Below are 16,381 nucleotides of genomic sequence, written 5' to 3' on the forward strand. Positions count from 1 at the left end.
GGGAAGCCGTGGAGTTCGACGTCACGATCGAGATCCCGAAGGGGAACCGCAACAAGTACGAGGTGGATCACAAGACGGGCCGGATCCGCCTGGACCGGATGCTCTTCACCTCGACGCGCTACCCCGACGACTACGGCTTCATCGAGGACACCCTCGGCGAGGACGAGGACCCGCTCGACGCCCTCGTGCTCCTCGAGGAGCCGACGTTCCCGGGCTGCCTGATCCGCTGCCGCGCCCTGGGGATGTTCCGGATGCGCGACGAGGCGGGCGGCGACGACAAGGTGCTCTGCGTGCCGTCGGCGGACCAGCGGGCGTCGTGGCGCACGGACATCGAGGACGTCTCCGAGTTCCACCGCCTGGAGATCCAGCACTTCTTCGAGGTCTACAAGGACCTCGAACCCGGCAAGTCGGTCGAGGGCGCCCACTGGGTGGGCCGCGAGGAGGCCGAGGGCGAGATCCGCCGCTCCTACGAGCGCGCCAAATCAGAGGGTCACTGACCCAGGCTGCTGACCGGTCACCCCGACCCTGCTGCCGGCCCGCCCCATCCGCGCCGGCGAGCAGAACCTCACTGCCGCCGACACTGCCGCCGACCCACTACCCACAAGCGATCTCGCGGAGAGGCCGCGACTCACAGAGCCACTGAGCCGGAGGAGGCCGCTGAGTCGGAGGAGCCGCTGGGTCAAGAAGAAGACCCCGCCGGCCTTGGCGGGGTCTTCTTCTGCGGCTTCTGCGGCGCGGACGGGCAGGTCAGACGCGACCGCCGTACGGAAGGATGCTGCCGTACCACATCGGCACCTCTTCGACACTACTGCCCGGCCTCGGGGCGTGCAGCCGCATGCCGTTCCCGGTGTAGATCGCGACGTGGTAGATGCCCGAGGCGGCACCGTTGTTGCTCCAGAACACCAGGTCGCCGGGACGGAGCTGACTGAGCGGGACGCGGGACGTGGCGTGGTACTGTGCCCCCGAGGTCCGGGGCAGGTAGACGCCGGCCCGCTCGTAGGCCCGCATGGTCAGGCCGGAGCAGTCGTAGCCGTTCGGTCCCTCGGCCGCCCAGATGTAGGGCTTGCCGAGCTGGGTGCGCGCCCAGGAAACCGCTGTCTGCGCCGCCGAGGCGTTCTGGGCCGGTGGCGGCTCTGGCTTCGGTTCCGGCTCGGGCTCGGGCGCCGGCTCGGGCGCAGGCTCCGGCTCGGGCGCAGGCTCCGGCTCGGGCGCAGGCTCCGGCTCGCGTGACGGCTCCGGCTCGGGCTGAGGCTCGCGTGACGGCTCCGTCTCCGGCTGAGGCTCGCGTGACGGCTCCGGCTCGGGCTGACCGCCGGACTCCGATTCACTGTTCGGTCCCGGGGTCCGTGGCGGCGAGTCCGAGGACTCGCGAGACGGCTGTCGGTCGGGCTCGCTCGGCGCATCAGCTTCTGCTGCGGCGAACGCCGCGGCGCGGGCCGCGTTCTGCTCGCGCTCGCGTCGCTCAGCCTCCAGCGCCTCCTGCCGCTCCTGCTCGAGGGCCACGGTCGTCTGACGCTGCTCGGCGAGCTGCGCGATGAGCTGGGTCCTGCGCTCGGCGGAGAGCGCCACCTGCGTCTGGGCCGCCGCGGCGGCTGCCTCTGCCTCTTCGGCTGCCGACGCGAGCGCGTCGGTGGCCTCCTCCTGCTCGGCCACCGCCTCGTCCGCGCGGTCCTGGAGCGTGGAGTGGACCTGCTGCAGTGCGGTGTAGTGCTGGACCTGCTCACCGGTACGGGAACCGAGCCGGTTCAGCGTCTCCTGGTGAGCCATGGCGTCAGTGAAGCTCTCGGAGGAGAGGTACGGGCCGATGTCCGAGAGGCTCGCGGACCCGTCCCGGTACAGCGCCGCGCCGATCTGGCCGAGCTCGGCACGTGCCGCCTCGACCTCCTCGGCGGCCGCGTCGGCCTGAGCCTGTGCTTCCTCCGCGCGTGCGACGGCTTCCTCGAGCTTGACCTCCGCCCGGAGGTAGGTCTCGTTGGCGATCTGGGCGCGCGTGCTGGCTTCTTCAGCCTGAGCAGCCACCGAAGCGAGCTCGATCTCCAGGGCGGCGATCTGGCTCGACGTCGAGCGCTCCGCCTGGCGGGAGGCCTCGACCTCGTCCTCGCTCGGCGCGGCCACGGCGCTGGACGGCAGCAGGGTGCCGCCCAGCAGGATCGCGGCGCACGCAGCGATCGCGCGGACCCCGCTCGATGCTCGGTGCTCAACCACCACGAACCCTCCTACATGTCTGGTCGCCGCAAAAGAGCGGCGTGTCGCCTTGACGCCTGCGTTCCGACGCCCCCCAGACCGTAGCGGAAAGTCGCCACAGTGGGAACACAAGCCCCGTTACTATCACCAGCCACACCAGTAACGGTTCTCGGAAGCGCTGAGGTTCGAGGAGCCCCCGCCCCGCGAAGGACCGGCCCGGGCGGCGTAACGGCGGGACCCTGGCAGGCATCTCCTGCCGGAGTCCCGCCGACGTCGGGCCCGGGCGCCGCCAGCGCGGCCGGCTTCTCGCGGCCCGTGTCTCGGAATTCAAGACGTTCCCGCCCGCATGTCGCCGTGACCGTGGACCTCCGGGTAGATTCCCTGTCATGCCCCTTCGCCGAATGTGCCGCTGACGCGCACGTTCGGCATGCCCGCGGCGCCGTCGCCGGGATGACAGCAGCCCCGCCCATGGGTGCCATGGGGGCAACGCCACGTGCACGTCACCGCCAGCCCACGCGGGCTAACGAGTCATCGGCACGTGCCTCACGATCGCCGCGTTCGTCGGTCCGCTCAGCCCCCAAGACTCATCCCTGAAGATTCTGGAGCCCTTGCCATGAGCGATTCGACCACCCCGACCAACGAACCCACGTGGGCCTTCGAGACCCGACAGATCCACGCCGGCCAGACGCCCGACCCCGCCACCGGCGCCCGGGCGCTACCGATCTACCAGACGACGTCGTTCGTCTTCGACGACGCGAAGCAGGCCGCGGACCGCTTCTCGCTCGCAGAGCTCGGCCCCATCTACACCCGCATCACCAACCCGACCCAAGAGGCCGTCGAGAACCGGATCGCAGACCTCGAGGGCGGCATCGGTGGGCTGCTGCTCGCCTCCGGCCAGGCAGCAGAGACGCTGACCATCCTCAACATCGCCGAGGCGGGCGATCACGTCGTCGCGAGCCCGCACCTCTACGGCGGCACGTACAACCTCCTGCAGCACACGCTGAGCAAGTACGGCATCACGACGACGTTCGTCACCGACCCGGACGACCCCGAGGCTTGGCGCGCCGCCGTGCAGCCGAACACCAAGCTGTTCTTCGGGGAGACGATCGCGAACCCGAAGGGCTCGGTGCTGGACATCGAGGCCGTGGCCGCCGTCGCCCACGAGGCCGGTGTCCCGTTCGTCGTCGACAACACCGTGGCGACGCCGTACCTGATCCGTCCGCTCGAGCACGGCGCCGACATCGTCGTGCACTCGGCCACCAAGTACCTCGGCGGGCACGGCAGCGCGATCGCCGGCGCGATCGTCGACGGCGGCACCTTCGACTGGACGGCCGACCCGGAGAAGTTCGCCAACTACAACACCCCGGACCCCAGCTACCACGGCCTGGTCTACAAGGACCTCGGCGCCCCCGCCTTCATCCTCAAGGCACGCGTCCAGCTGCTGCGCGACCTCGGCCCCGCGGTCTCGCCGTTCAACGCCTTCCTCATCGCCCAGGGCCTCGAGACGCTGTCCCTGCGGATCGAGCGGCACGTCGAGAACGCCCAGCGCGTCGCGGAGTTCCTCGAGGGCCAGGAGCAGGTCAGCCGCGTTGTCTACGCCGGTCTGCCGTCCTCGCCGTGGTACGAGCGGGCGCAGCGTTACGCCCCCAAGGGCCCGGGTGCCGTCCTGTCGTTCGAGCTCGCCGACGGTTACGCGGCCGGTCTCGCGTTCGTCGACGCCTTGCGCCTGCACTCGAACGTCGCCAACATCGGTGACGTGCGCTCCCTGGTCATCCACCCGGCGTCGACGACGCACTCGCAGCTGGACGCGTCGGGCCTGGAGGCGGCCGGTGTCAGCGAAGGCCTCGTCCGGCTCTCGGTCGGCATCGAGAACATCGAGGACATCCTCGCCGACCTGCGGGTCGGGCTCGAGGCGGCGGCCGCCTTCACGCCCGCGGCGGAAACCACGGCATGAGCGAGACGCGGCCGTCGGTCGGGACGGGTACGGACGGGTCCGGCGCTCAGGGCTCGGATCTCGATCCGCGCCGTGCCCGCCGGCACATCGACCCGTCCACCCTCCCGGCGACGGGCGCGTGGCGCGAGGGTGACGACCCGGGTCCTCGGCAGTTCGTCGACATCGGGTCGCTGGCGCTCGAGGCCGGCGGCCGGCTGCCGAACGTGCGGATGGCCTACGAGACGTGGGGCGAGCTGAACGCTGCCGGCGACAACGCCGTCCTCGTGCTGCACGCCCTCACGGGCGACTCCCACGTCGCCGGGCACGGGCCGGACGACCCGGTCCCCGGCTGGTGGCACCAGATCGTCGGGCCCGGTCGGGCGATCGACACGGACAAGTACTTCGTCGTCGCGCCGAACGTGCTCGGTGGTTGCCAGGGGTCGACCGGTCCGGCGAGCGCGGCACCGGACGGCTCGCCGTGGGGATCACGCTTCCCGACGGTCACGGCGCGCGACCAGGTGGCAGCGGAGATCGAGCTCACGGACAGGCTGGGCGTCGAGCGGTGGGCGCTCGTCGTCGGCGCGTCCATGGGCGGGCACCGGGTGCTGGAGTGGGCGGTGACCGCGCCGGAGCGTGTCGAGGCGATCGTGCCGGTCGGCACGTGCGCGCAGTCGTCCGCGGAGCAGGTGGCGTGGGCGCACACCCAGCTGGCGGCCATCGAGCTCGACCCCGCCTGGCGTGGCGGCGACTACTACGGCGCCGGCCCCGGCGAGGGCCCGCACCGCGGGCTCGGCATCGCGCGGCAGATCGCTCACACCACCTACCGCTCGCCGGTGGAGCTGGACGGCCGGTTCGGCCGGATCCCCCAGGGCGGGGAGGAGCCGCTGAGCGGCGGGCGGTTCGCCGTCCAGTCCTATCTGGACCACCATGCCGCCAAGCTCGCCGAACGGTTCGACGCCGGCAGCTACGTCGCGCTCACCCGGTCGATGATCACGCACGACGTCGGACGCGACCGTGGCGGGGCGGAAGCCGCCCTGGCGCAGGTGCGGGCGGAGACGCTCGTGATCGCCGTCGACTCGGACCGGCTCTTCTTCCCGGTGGAGTCCGAGCGGATCGCGGCCGCCGTTCCAGGCGCGGGACCGGTCTCGCACGTGCGCTCGCCGTACGGGCACGACGGGTTCCTCATCGAGCACGATCAGGTCGCGGCTCTGCTGGGCCGGTTCCTGCGGGCGGTCTCGCCCCAGCACTGAGCGCGGCACGTGTCGGCCGGTCACGGCATGATGGAGGTCATGCCCCGCCGGAGACCCAGCGACGACGCGCCACCCGTCGAGGAGACCGCCGCCGCCGAGGGCGTCGCCGAGCTGCCACCCCCGCCATCGGCCGGGCGCTGGTCACGGGACGTCCTCGGCCGGGGCTTCGAGGCCCGTACGCTGCCGCTGCTGGACGACGACGAGGGCGAGGTCGTGGCGACGCTCGTGCGCCATCTGCCCGCGGACGACGCCGACGCCCCCTCCGGCACCCCGTCGTCGCCCACGTTCGCGGTGCTGTACCTGCACGGCTGGAACGACTACTTCCACCAGCGCGACGTCGCCCGCCGCTGGGCCCGGCTGGGGGGCGCCTTCTACGCGCTCGACCTGCGCAAGTACGGCCGGTCGCTGCGCGAGCACCAGACCCGCGGGTTCATCGAGTCGCTGTCGACGTACGACGAGGACATCCACGAGGCGCTGAAGGTGATGCGCCGCGAGCAGGGCGTGGGGACCGATCTTGTACTGATGGGCCACTCGACCGGCGGGCTCACGGCGGCGCTGTGGGCACACCGCCACCCCGGCGCTCTGCGGGCGCTCGTGCTCAACGCCCCCTGGCTGGAGCTGCAGGGGTCCGCGCTGCTGCGTGGCATGGCGCAGCCCATCATCGGCCGGCTCGCCCGGTCCCAGCCCAAGGCCGTCATCCCGACCTCGGACCCCGGCTTCTACCAGCGCACCCTCATGGGCTGGACCGAGGAGGACGGCCCCGTGCCTGAAGGCGAGGAGGACGACCCGTTCGTCGCGGGCTGGGCGCCGAACCCGGCCTGGCGGGTCGTCGGTACGCCGGTGCGTGCCGGCTGGCTCTCCGCTGTGCTGATGGGCCACGCCCAGGTGGCGGACGGTCTGGAGATCTCCTGCCCCATCCTCGTCATGACGTCCGGAAGGACCATCATCGGCACCCGGTGGTCACCGGAGCTGAGGGACGTCGACGTCGTGCTCGACGTCGAGCAGATCCGCCGGCGGGCGCTGCAGCTGGGTCCGCTCGTCACGCTCGCTCGGTTCGAGGGCGCGGTCCACGACGTCATGCTGTCCTCACGAGGGGTGCGTCAGCGGGCGCACGCGGAGCTCTCCCGCTGGGCTCGGGCGTACGTCCTGCGCTGAGCGGCCTCAGGCCTGCCCGGCCAGGAGCTGGGCCAGGTGCACGCCCCGGCGGCCGACGAGGTGGTCGGCCTGGGTGCGGCACGACATCCCGTCGGCGAGGTAGACGGCGTCCGGACCCGCCTGTCGCAGCGCCGGCAGCAGCGCGGTCTCGGCGACGGCGACCGAGGTGTCGTAGTGGCCGCGCTCCATCCCGAAGTTGCCCGCGAGTCCGCAGCACCCGGCCAGCCGGGTGAGCGTCGCGCCGGCCTTGGTGAGGATGGCGGCGTCCGGCTCCCAGCCCATGACGGCGTGGTGGTGACAGTGCGGCTGGGCCACCACCTCGACGCCCTCCAGCGATCGCGGCACCCAGTCCGGCCCGGGCCCGAGCGGCTCGGGAGCGGTGAGGAGCTCGGCGAGCGTGTGGACCGCCTCCGCGACCGGCCGGGAGCGGGGGTCGTCCGGGAGCAGCTCGACCAGGTCGGAGCGCAGCGCGGCGGTGCAGGACGGCTCGATCCCGATGATCGGGATGCCCTCCGCGACGTAAGGGCCGAGCACATCGAGGAGGTTCGCCAGCTGCTTCTTCGCGCCGTCCAGCTGGCCGGTGGTGATCCAGGTGAGGCCGCAGCAGGCTCGTTCGGCGGGCACGACGACCTCGTAGCCCGCGTCCTCGAGCACGGTCACGGCGGCGCGGGCCCCGGCGCCGTCGAGCGTCTCCGTGAAGGAGTCCGACCACAGCACGACCCGACGCCGCTCGCCCATCGTGGTCCGCGTGCCACGGCGGCGCCACCATGCCGTGAAGCGCTCCTCGGCGAAGGACAGCATGTGGCGCCTGGTGTCCATCCCACCGGCGCGCAGCACGAGCTTGGCCAACGGGCGCACCCGCATCACCTGATTGGTCAGCTTCGCGAGCCCGGGGACCGCCGTGACGAGGCCGGACCAGCGCGGGAGCTGCCCGAGGAGGTAGTGGGTGACCGGCCGGAGCTTGCCCCGGTAGGCGCGGTGCAGCACCTCGGACTTGTACGTGGCGACGTCGGTGCCGGTCGGGCAGTCGGAGGCGCACGCCTTGCAGGACAGGCACAGGTCGAGCGACTCCGCCACGGCGGGACTGTCCCAGGACTCGATCAGCGAACCGTTGGTCAGGTCCTGCAGCACGCGGGCGCGGCCGCGGGTGACGTCCTTCTCGTCCTTCGTCGCCAGGTAGCTCGGGCACATGAACCCGCCGGCTGCCGAGGTGTCGGCGCGGCACTTCCCGACGCCGGTGCAGCGGTGCACCGCCGTGGTGAAGTCTCCGCCGTCCTCGAGGAACGCGAACCCGGAGCGGGCGAGCGTCGGCCGGGCGTGGGGACGCCGCAGGTCGGCGTCGACGGGTCGCGGGTCGACGAGGACCCCGGGGTTGAGGTGCCCGTCGGGGTCGAAGAGGTGCTTGACGCGGCCGAAGAGGTCGAGCACCTCGGGGGTGTACATGCGGTCCAGCAGGGCCGAGCGCGCACGGCCGTCGCCGTGCTCGCCGGAGAACGACCCCCCGTAGCCGGCGACGAGGTCCGCGGCGGACTCGAGGAAGTCGCGTGACGGCCCGACGCCACGGGCGGTCTCCAGCGGCAGGTCGAGCCGCACGTGCACGCAGCCGTCGCCGAAGTGGCCGTAGAGCAGGCCGTCGATGCCACGGTCCGACATCAGCGCGGTGAAGTCGCGCAGGTAGTCCCCGAGCCGCTCGGGTGGGACGGCGGCATCCTCCCAGCCGGGCCAGGCCGGCGCGCCGGCCGGGGTGCGCCCGCCCAGCCCGGCACCGTCGGCCCGGATCCGCCACAGGGCGGCGGCCTGCGCCCCGGCCGGCACGACGGCGGCCGCCTCGGTCCCCCCGGCGGCCGCCAGTGCCCGCGCGCGGGCGAGGACGTCGTCATCGGTCTCACCCGGACGGGCGCCGACCTCGACGAGGAGCCAGCCCGCGCCGTCGGGGAGCTCGGGGACTGCGGCGGGGCCGCGGTGGCGGCGGACGACGTCGACGAGCCTCGCGTCGATGCCCTCGACGGCGAGGGGCTCGTGCTCGAGGAGTGCGGGCACGGCATCGGCGGCGGTGGGCATGTCCGGGTAGCCGAGCGCGACGACCACCGGGGCTGTCGGCAGCGGCACCAGGCGGACCGTGGCGCCGAGGATGGTGACGAGCGTGCCCTCGGTGCCGACGAGCATCTTGGCCAGGTCGGCGTCGTGCTCGGGCAGCAGGTGCTCGAGGGAGTAGCCGGAGACCTGCCGCTTGAACCGGCCCAGCGCGGTGCGGATGGTGGCGAGCTCGGCGCGGACGAGGTCGTCCAGGCCCGGGACGGCGTCCAGCGTGCCGGCGCCGGCGGCGAAGCGGCGCCCGGTGCCATCGACGACGTCGAGCGTGTGGGTGTTGTCGGCGGTGCGACCGTAGGCGACGGCGTGCGGACCACAGGCGTTGTTGCCGATCATCCCGCCGAGGGTGGCGCGGTTCTGCGTGGACGGGTCGGGCCCGAACTGCAGCCCGTGCGGCCTCGCGACGGCCTGCAGGTCGGACATCACGACGCCCGGCTGGACGGTGGCGGTGCGCGCCTCGGCGTCGAGGTCGAGCACCCGGTTCATGTGGCGGGAGAAGTCCAGGACCATCCCGGTCCCGACGGCGTTCCCGGCGACCGACGTGCCGCCGCCGCGGGCGGTGATCGGGACGCCGGACCGGCGGGCGACGTCCAGCGCCGCGAGGGCGTCATCCGCATCCCGCGGCGAGACGACGACCTGCGGCACGACGCGGTAGTTGGAGGCGTCGGCGGAGTACTCGGCGCGCCGACGGTCGGAGTCGTCGACCTCGCCGTCGACGGCGGCGCGGAGCTCCTCGACGACGTCACGAGTGGTCAGGCTGCTCACGTTTCGAGTCTGGCACGGACCTGGCCGGCCGGTCGTTCATGTCTCACCTTGGTCGAGGTCGCCGCCCTTGGAGCTCGTCAGGCGGTCGTGTCCTCTCGCGCGACGACGGCGGCCCGCCCGGCCTCGAGCCGGGCCACCGGCACGCGGAACGGCGAGCAGGAGACATAGTCCAGGCCGGCGCGGTGGAAGAAGTGGATCGACTCGGGGTCGCCGCCGTGCTCACCGCAGACCCCGATGTGCAGCCGGGGCTTGGTGTGTCGGCCCGCGGTGACGCCCGCGACCACCAGCGCCCCGACGCCGTCGCCGTCGATGGTCTCGAACGGGGAGATGGTCAGCACCCCGTTCTCGAGGTAGTCGGCGAAGAAGGCGCCCTCGACGTCGTCGCGGGAGAAGCCCCAGGTGGTCTGGGTGAGGTCGTTGGTACCGAAGGAGAAGAAGTCGGCCTCCTCGGCGATGCGGTGCGCGGTGAGCGCCGCCCGGGGAAGCTCGATCATGCAACCGATCGGCGGCTCGAGGAGCTCGCCCGAGGACCGGCAGACCTCGTCGAGGACCTCCTCGGCCTCGTCGCGGACGATCTGCATCTCCCGGACCGATCCGACGAGCGGCACCATGATCTCCGGTCGCGGGTCTCCCCCGGCGCGCCGCCGCTCCACCATGGCCTCGGCGACGGCGCGGATCTGCAGCGCGAACAGGCCCGGCACCTTGAGACCGAGCCGTACACCGCGCATGCCGAGCATCGGGTTCTGCTCATGCATCCGGCGCACCTCGGTGAGCAGCGCGGCGTCGCGCGCGGCGTCCTCCCCCGTCTCGCCACGCTCGTTCGCGAGCGCGACCGTCACGGCGAGCTCGGTCAGGTCCGGGAGGAACTCGTGCAGCGGCGGGTCGATGAGCCGGATCGTGGTCGGCAGGCCGTCCATCGCCTCGAGCAGCTCGATGAAGTCGGCTCGCTGCAGCGGCAGCAGGGCCGCGAGCGCCTCCGCGCGCTCCTTGTCCGTCGAGGCCAGCACCAGCCGCTCGATGTGGCCGCGCCGGTCGCCGAGGAACTGGTGCTCCGTGCGGCACAGCCCGATACCTTCGGCGCCCCGCTCTCGTGCCTGACGGGCGGCAGTGGCTGTGTCGCAGTTGGCTCGCACGCTCATCCGGCGCACCTCGTCGGCGTGGGTGAGGATCCGGTCGACGGCGAGCACCAGCTCACGCATGTCGTCGTCGCCGGCGCACGCCTCCAGTCCCGCGTGCACCCCTTCGGCGACGTACCGCATCACCGGGGAATCGACGACCGGCACGCGGCCCAGGAACACCTCGCCGGTGGTGCCGTCGAGGGCGATGACGTCACCTGGTTGCAGCTTGGTGCCGTTGATGCGGACCTCCTGCGCGCCGATATCGACGGAGACCTCCTCCGCACCGACGACGGCGGTCTTGCCCATGCCGCGGGCGACGACGGCGGCGTGGGAGGTCTTGCCACCGCGCGCGGTGAGGATGCCGGTGGCGGCGATCATCCCCTGCAGGTCGTCCGGATTGGTCTCGCGGCGCACGAGGATGACGTCGACGCCCGCGGCGGTGCGTTGCAGGGCCTGGGCGTTGTCGAGCACGATCTCGCCGACCGCCGCGCCCGGTGACGCCGCCATCCCTTTGGTGAGGAGATCTCTGTCGGCGTCGGCGTCGAACTGCGGGAAGAGCAGCTGGGACAGCTGTGCTCCGGTGACCCGCGCAATGGCCTCGTCCATCGTGATGAGGTTCTCGTCCACGAGCTGGGTCGCCACCCGGAAGGCCGCGCCGGCCGTGCGCTTGCCCACCCTGGTCTGCAGCAGCCACAGCTTGCCGCGCTCGATGGTGAACTCGATGTCGCAGAGGTCGCGGTAGTGGGTCTCCAGCCGCCGCATCGCTTGGACCAGCTCTCGGTACGACGTCGGGTCGAGCTGCTCGAGCTCGGCGAGGGCGAGCGTGTTGCGGATGCCGGCGACGACGTCCTCGCCCTGAGCGTTCGGCAGGTAGTCGCCGTAGGCACCCGAGTGGCCGGTGGACGGGTCGCGGGTGAAGGCGACACCGGTTCCCGACGTCTCGCCGAGGTTGCCGAACACCATCGCGACGACGTTGACGGCGGTGCCCAGGTCGTTGGGGATGCGCTCCCGGCGCCGGTAGAGGCGTGCCCGGTCGGTGTTCCAGGACCCGAAGACCGCCTCGATCGCCAGGTCGAGCTGCTCGCGCGGGTGCTGCGGAAACTCCCGGCCGGACTGCTCGCGCACGAGGCCCTTGAACGCCTCCACCAGGTCCTGGAGGTGCGCCACGGTCAGGTCGACGTCGGTCGCCGCGCCCGCCTGGCGCTTCTTCTCCTCGAGCGCGGCGGCGAAGTGCGCGCCGTCGACGTCGAGGACCGTGCTGCCGAACATCTGGACGAGGCGGCGGTATGAGTCCCACGCGAACCGCTCGTCACCGGAGAACTCGGCCAGTCCGCGCACCGACGCGTCGTTGAGACCGACGTTGAGGACGGTGTCCATCATCCCGGGCATGGAGAACCTGGCACCGGATCGTACGGAGACGAGGAGCGGCTCGTGAAAGTCACCGAGTCGCCGCCCGATACGGTCCTCGATCTCGCGCAGGGCCATCGTCACCTCGACCCGCAGCTCGGGCGGGACTCGGCCCTTCTCCATGTAGGCGCGGCACGCCTCGGTGCTGATGGTGAATCCGGGTGGGACCGGCAGGCCGATCTTCGTCATCTCGGCCAGGTTCGCGCCCTTGCCGCCGAGCAGGTCTCGTTGGTCCTTGCCGCCCTCGCTGAAGCGGTAGACGTACTTGGCCATCGCAGCCTCCTCGCTGCCACGGTCGGGCGGTCGCCTGCCCGACGCCCTCGCTTCTCAGCATAGTGACGTGGACCACAGCCCGGCATTCGGACGGGCAGGGCGCTCTCCGGAGCCCGTGGCACCAGCGGTCATCAACCGGCTGACCTGGCGCGGGGTCAATCCTCGGACGGGTTACGTCGCGTCAGGACGAGCTGAACAGCCATGGTGATCGCCATCGCCCCACAGAGCACCAGCAGCAACCACCACACCGACGTCAGCACGTCGCCGTGGTCTGCGCCGAACACGTTGAGTGCACTCGAGGTGAGAACCATCAGAGACACGAACAAGTTCAGCTTGAGGAGCCGTCGTCTCGATGCCTGCTGACGGCCCGCGTCGAAGTCCCGGACCTCGCGTTCCATCAGGAACGGAAGCACAACGAGGATGAGGGCCGGTACCAGCACGACCGCGCAGACCACGATGCCCGCCAAGACGTGACCGGACAGCACCGTCCACCCCGCAACAGCCACAACTGCGACCAAGAGGATGGCCGCTGCGAGGTGGAACTTGCGCTTGCGGGCTATGACCCATCTGGCCCCGCTTATCGGGTCCCCGACCTCGGTCATGACTTGAAGCCTTCCACGTTGACGGTGCTTGGGCGACCCGTACGTCGCTTGAGCCCGGAACACAGCGGACAGCTCAGAGCCAGCCGTTGCGCTGTGCCGTGCGTGCCGCCTCGACCCGGTTTGACGTCCCGGTCTTCCCGATCGCGGACGAGAGGTAATTCCGGACCGTGCCGGGCGAGAGGTGAACCCGCTCGGCGACCGTGGCCGCCGGCGCGCCGTCAAGGCATTCGCGAAGCACCTCCCGTTCGCGGTCGTTGAGCGGGTTGGGCCCGCCGAGCAGGGACTCCGTCGCCAGCGCTGGGTCGACCACCCGCAGGCCGGCGTGGACCTTACGGACGGCCTCGGCGAGGTCGCGCGCCGGGGTGTCCTTGACGACGAAGCCGCTCGCGCCGGCATCGAGGGCTCGTCGCAGATATCCCGGCCGGCCGAAGGTCGTGACCATGAGCGAGCGGGTGCCCGGGAGCTCCTTCTTCAGCCGTGCCGCGACCTCGATCCCGTCGACACCGGGCATCTCGATGTCGAGCAGGCACACCTCGGCGCCGCTGCTGCGGGCAGCCTCCACGACCAGGTCACCGGTGCCGACCTCGGCCACGACATCAATGTCGACCTCCAGCCGCAGCAGGGCCGCGAGCGCACCGCGGACCAGCGCCTGATCGTCGGCGAGCAGGACCCGGATCTGCGTCACCACCGCACCTCCAGCTGCGTACCTCGACCGTCGACGGCGGGGCCGAGCGACAGAGTGCCGCCGGCGGCGGCGACCCGCTCTCGAACGCCGCGCAGGCCGCTCGACTCCAGGGCCCCGTCGAGGCCGACCCCGTCGTCGATCACCTCGAGGGAGGCCGGGCCGAGGCGTACCCGGCAGTGGCTGCCCCGGCTGTGCCGCACGACGTTCGTCACGGCCTCGCGCAGCACCCACGCGAGGACGAGCCGGTGCTGCGGATCGACCGCGTCCGGACTCTCCGGGACGTCGGCCTCGATACCGGCACCGGACAGCGCGTCCCGGGCGGCGTCGAGCTCGTCACCGAGGCGGGCGACCCGCAGGCCGGCGACCGTCGCGCGGATCTCGGCGAGAGCCTCCCGGGTGACCGAGCGGATCTGGACCAGCTCAGCCTTGGCCGCCTCGGGGTCGGCGTCCACCAACCGCTCCGCCAGCTCGGACCGCACGGTGATCACCGTGAGGCTGTGACCCAGGACGTCGTGGACGTCGCGGGCCACGCGTTCGCGCTCGGCGACGACGTCCAGCTCGCGGCTGAGGCGCTCATGACGGCCCTGCTGATCGTCGATCCAGCGGACGAGTCCGGTGAAGAGCCCGACACCGACATTGATCACGAGGAAGAACCACAGATCGCCCATCCGATCAGTCAGGAGCAGGACGGCGGCCGTCAGAACGACCCACCCCGCCGCCATGCTGTAGGCGACCCGGCGTGCGTGACTGAACATCGTGAACGCGAGCAGGAAGGTCACCATGCCGAGCGCCTGCACCCCGACCACGAAGACCGTGAGCGCCGTCAGCAGCGACAAGCAGGCGAGCACCTTGCGCCCGAACCGTCCGGTCTCCGCCCACGAGCGGTGCCGGCTCAGGGAGACGAACCCGTAGATGTAGATGGCCGCGAAGGTCACGATCGCGGCGACGGCGACGGCTCGCCACGCCGGGTGCTGATCCGACTCCACCGCCGCGGCGACGGGGAAGGCGAGGAAGGCGAGCCAGACGGCGCCCATCACCCAGGTGAAGCGCTCCCAGGGCGACCGGTCGTCCCGCGTCCGATCGGCGTCGGGACTCGTCTGCCGGCTCATCGGCCCCTCACTGGCGCCCGCGTCCGCGCCGCACGAGCCACGTGCACAGCAGCGCGAAGACGATGCCCCAGACGACGAGGTTGACCGCCGGCATCCACAGCGGCTGAACCGCCGCGGCCTCTCCGGTGGTGCTGACGACCTCGCCGCCGGTCAGCGGGTAGCGGGCCAGGGCGACGTATCCGTAGAGCGGGGTGAACGTGGCGATGGTGAGCATCGTGCCAGACAGCGGGAAGAAGATGTTGCCGAGGAAGGCGAGGACCACGAGCGAGCCGCTGGCGGCCCCGACGGCGGCCTCGGTCCGGAACAGCAGTCCGGCGAGGAGCCCGTAGAGGGAGAACACAGCGGCGCCGGCCACCACGACGACGGCGCTGAGGAACCATGCCGCCCCGCTGCCCTCTGCGCCCGTGAAGAACCCGAGAATGTAGATCAGCGTGATCGGTACCGCAGAGATGACGAGCGCGACGACTCCCTTGATCACCACGTACTGGCCGTCCGACATCGGGGTCAGCCCCAACTGACGACCCCAGCCCTGCATCCTCTCGACGGCGGCCATGCCACCGACGCCGGTCGTGGCTGTCACGGCACCGTAGGCCGCCATCGCGATCATCACGTACAGGGCGGCGTTGCCGTTGCCGACGGGCTCGGACCCGTAGCTCATCGAGGCCCCGAAGATCACGTAGAAGAAAGCCGGCAGCACGGCGATGAAGAACATCGAGACGAGGTCGCGCGCGACCCGGCGCAGCTCGAGGCCGGTGTAGGTCAGGTTCATCGCGATGCTCCTTCGGTGATGGCCACGAAGGCCTGGTCGAGGGATCCGGTGGCGATCTCCAGGTCGGTGCCACCGAGCTCGGTCAGCAGTGCCCGGGCGACCGCGTCGGAATCTCCCGAGCGGACGACGACGCGGGCACCCTCGACCGAGACCTCCTGGACGCCCGGGACCAGACGCAGGCGTTCGACCCCCTGTGCCGTACGTCCTTCGGGGAGCCTCGCGGACACGGTGCGGCCGGTGGCACGGGCGCGGATCTCGCTGGTGCTGCCGTCGGCGACGACACGTCCGTCCGCGACCATGACGATCCGCTGGGCGAAGGCGTCGGCCTCCTCCAGGTAGTGCGTGGCGAAGATGACGGTGCGGCCGTTGCGGGCGTCCTCGCGCATGGTGTCCCAGAACTCGCGACGGGCGGAGACGTCCATCCCTGCGGTGGGCTCGTCGAGGATGAGCAGGTCCGGGTCGGGAAGGAGCGAGAGCGCGAACCGCAGCCGCTGCTGCTCCCCGCCCGAGCACTTGGACACCTTGCGGCTGGCGAGCGGTTCCAGGCCCGCGCGTCGTAGGACGTCGTCGACAGCGGCGGGGTGCGAGAACGTCGAGGCGATCATCTGGACCGTCTCGCGGACCGTGAGGTCGCGAAGCAGGCCGCCCGACTGCAGCACCGCCGAGACCTGGCCCGCGCCGACGGCCTGACGCGGCCCGGCACCGAGTACCGAGATGCTGCCGGACGTGGGCTCGGTCAGGCCCAGGACCATGTCCAGCGACGTGGTCTTGCCGGCGCCGTTCGGGCCGAGAAACGCCAGGACCTCCCCGCGGTCGACCTGGAGGTCGATACCGTCGACGGCGCGGAGCGGTCCCTCGGCCGTCCGGAACTCCTTGACGACTCCGCTGAGCTCTAGCGCCGGTTCGGTTCGTGTGGTGGTCATGGCACCAACGGTGGCGCCGACTCCCGGTCCTACGCGATGGGCGGTCGTCAGGCGTTGGGCATGACAGGTGTCATGTGGGTTCGGGCCGGTGATCTTTACATCGATGAGGACGTCCAC

At 71.6% G+C, this 16,381-nt stretch carries 12 protein-coding genes; 4 read left to right on the forward strand and 8 right to left on the reverse strand.

What is annotated here, in order from left to right; all coding sequences use genetic code 11:
* Window positions 1–8: 8 nt before the first annotated feature.
* Window positions 9–497 carry an inorganic diphosphatase gene (locus tag ABD907_RS04245; RefSeq protein WP_345215221.1) on the forward strand — a complete coding sequence of 163 codons (489 nt, stop codon included), beginning with the start codon at window positions 9–11 and terminating at the stop codon, window positions 495–497.
* 250 nt (window positions 498–747) lie between these two features.
* On the opposite strand, the gene ABD907_RS04250 is transcribed toward ABD907_RS04245, so the two are convergent.
* Complete coding sequence (locus ABD907_RS04250; protein ID WP_345215222.1) at window positions 748–2,208, reverse strand: C40 family peptidase; 1,461 nt, start codon at window positions 2,206–2,208, stop codon at window positions 748–750.
* A 589-nt stretch (window positions 2,209–2,797) separates the two neighbouring features.
* Between ABD907_RS04250 and ABD907_RS04255 the strand changes: the two genes are divergently transcribed.
* Genes ABD907_RS04255 through ABD907_RS04265 form a run of 3 tightly spaced genes read left to right on the forward strand, consistent with a single transcriptional unit; the run spans window position 2,798 to window position 6,522 of the window.
* Window positions 2,798–4,138, forward strand: a complete 1,341-nt coding sequence (locus ABD907_RS04255; RefSeq protein WP_345215223.1) for a bifunctional o-acetylhomoserine/o-acetylserine sulfhydrylase — start codon at window positions 2,798–2,800, stop codon at window positions 4,136–4,138.
* Complete coding sequence (gene metX, locus ABD907_RS04260; RefSeq protein WP_345215224.1) at window positions 4,135–5,367, forward strand: homoserine O-acetyltransferase MetX; 1,233 nt, start codon at window positions 4,135–4,137, stop codon at window positions 5,365–5,367. The genes ABD907_RS04255 and metX overlap by 4 nt, the downstream gene beginning before the upstream one ends.
* Window positions 5,368–5,406: 39 nt before the next feature.
* Complete coding sequence (locus tag ABD907_RS04265; protein WP_345215225.1) at window positions 5,407–6,522, forward strand: alpha/beta hydrolase; 1,116 nt, start codon at window positions 5,407–5,409, stop codon at window positions 6,520–6,522.
* Window positions 6,523–6,528: 6 nt separating this feature from the next.
* On the opposite strand, the gene ABD907_RS04270 is transcribed toward ABD907_RS04265, so the two are convergent.
* From ABD907_RS04270 to ABD907_RS04300, 7 genes are all read right to left on the reverse strand, one after another.
* Entirely contained in the window at window positions 6,529–9,378 is a 2,850-nt protein-coding gene (locus ABD907_RS04270; RefSeq protein WP_345215226.1) for an FAD-binding and (Fe-S)-binding domain-containing protein, read from the reverse strand.
* A 77-nt stretch (window positions 9,379–9,455) separates the two neighbouring features.
* On the reverse strand, window positions 9,456–12,176 hold the full coding sequence (gene ppdK, locus ABD907_RS04275) for a pyruvate, phosphate dikinase (RefSeq protein ID WP_345215227.1): 2,721 nt from the start codon (window positions 12,174–12,176) through the stop codon (window positions 9,456–9,458).
* A 155-nt stretch (window positions 12,177–12,331) separates the two neighbouring features.
* Window positions 12,332–12,778: a hypothetical protein gene (locus ABD907_RS04280; protein ID WP_345215228.1), complete on the reverse strand. Its 447-nt coding sequence runs from the start codon at window positions 12,776–12,778 to the stop codon at window positions 12,332–12,334.
* Window positions 12,779–12,851: 73 nt separating this feature from the next.
* On the reverse strand, window positions 12,852–13,463 hold the full coding sequence (locus tag ABD907_RS04285; RefSeq protein WP_486334047.1) for a response regulator: 612 nt from the start codon (window positions 13,461–13,463) through the stop codon (window positions 12,852–12,854).
* Window positions 13,460–14,572 carry a sensor histidine kinase gene (locus ABD907_RS04290; RefSeq protein ID WP_345215230.1) on the reverse strand — a complete coding sequence of 371 codons (1,113 nt, stop codon included), beginning with the start codon at window positions 14,570–14,572 and terminating at the stop codon, window positions 13,460–13,462. The genes ABD907_RS04285 and ABD907_RS04290 overlap by 4 nt, the downstream gene beginning before the upstream one ends.
* 7 nt (window positions 14,573–14,579) lie before the next feature.
* The gene (locus tag ABD907_RS04295; RefSeq protein WP_345215231.1) at window positions 14,580–15,341 is read right to left on the reverse strand and encodes an ABC transporter permease; all 762 of its coding nucleotides are present in this window, start codon (window positions 15,339–15,341) and stop codon (window positions 14,580–14,582) included.
* A complete protein-coding gene (locus ABD907_RS04300; protein ID WP_345215232.1) occupies window positions 15,338–16,264 on the reverse strand; it encodes an ABC transporter ATP-binding protein in 927 nt (308 codons plus the stop codon). Before ABD907_RS04300 ends, ABD907_RS04295 begins: the two co-directional genes overlap by 4 nt.
* Between the last annotated feature and the right edge of the window lie 117 nt (window positions 16,265–16,381).

The organism is Georgenia halophila (genome assembly GCF_039541595.1).